The organism is Methylosinus sp. R-45379, assembly GCF_001644125.1.
Taxonomy (GTDB): Bacteria; Pseudomonadota; Alphaproteobacteria; order Rhizobiales; family Beijerinckiaceae; genus Methylosinus.
Genome location: NZ_LUUM01000143.1, coordinates 1 through 1,208, shown reverse-complemented (window position 1 = coordinate 1,208; position 1,208 = coordinate 1). Strand labels below are relative to the sequence as shown.

The window sequence follows — 1,208 nt, the reverse complement described above, 5'->3', positions numbered from 1 at the left end:
TATCCGATAGGATTAAAGTATTGGCCGAAGTCTAATGCCCTAATAAAGGCGTCGATCTCATACGCACAACGATTCCATGATATCTTAAACCCTGTAGGAGGCATCTTATTACGTGCAAAAAATGTGCGTTCGTCACGATCTTGCTTGCTAAACACCTCGCAGTTGCAGGACAGATCGCCGATCAGGAGTTCAAACGATTGGATCGCAGCATAAAAACACTTCATGTTGAGGGTAAACGCAGTTTCGTCAGCTTTAACTTTGACAGGACATTGTATAATGATATCGCCAGCATCTACAAGGTAGCTCATAACATGCCAGGTAACCCCATGGATAGTCTCTCGATGTATAATAGCCCAGGAAGTCGCATATGTTCCAGCAAATCTAGGCAACAGAGAGTCGTGATAGTTGACAGCATACTTCCGTGGGCGAGCCAAAATCTCCCTTGGCAAAATTAGGCCATTGGCTATGCTAAATAGGTAATCAAATGGTTGTTGGCTCAAAATTCCGTCAAGGTCACATGTAGGCCCGAAGTTCGAAATATTGCTTCTGCGTGCCCATTCATTAACTACTGAATCCGGGGAGATAATGCCACGGAGTTCATGCCCGTGTCTCAGAATTATTTCAGCGCACCGTATAGTTAATCGGCTTCCTCCGATAATAAAGCAGCTAAATTTGTTCTGGGTCCGCACGGCTTTGTTGCGTGAATTAGCAGAAGACCTAGTCACCACGTCGACCTCGCCTTGCGCTGGCAGTTCTCGATAATTGAAAGACGCTGTCGCCCTCGTAGGCTGTCAAGGAAATCGGGAATCAAGGGGTCTCGCGGCGTCATCGCTCAGCTGGCGTATTTCGGCCTTGAGCGCGATATGCAATTTACGCCATTACCAACATGAGCAGCCCGATAGACCTCGACGCCGGCGCGCGCAAACTCCTCGATGAGAAGAATCTGTTGCGCGTAGCGCCGGCTCAGATGACCGGCATCATACCCTCGCACCTTCGCCGTAAACTTTCAAGCCAGTGCTATCGGTGTGAACCAAAGTTGTGGGGTCAGGCGCCGCGTGGCTGTAATCCTTTCCGGGCATTGTCGTTGGCGGCGGCGCGCTTTTGCTTGAGGTTGTCCCAATAGCCAGTCGCCGTTTATCCGCACGAACCGCAAGGCGAGCATGTGCTCGGCGTGCTCGACGCCGCCACGCGCCGGACCGTTTCAACCG

General features: G+C 50.7%; 1 protein-coding gene. It reads right to left on the bottom strand.

Annotated features, from left to right (window positions below; translation table 11 throughout):
* Positions 1 to 689: formyltransferase family protein (locus A1351_RS23810; protein WP_305791301.1), on the bottom strand; the 689-nt coding region annotated here is incomplete at its 3' end.
* Positions 690 to 1,208: the final 519 nt, after the last annotated feature.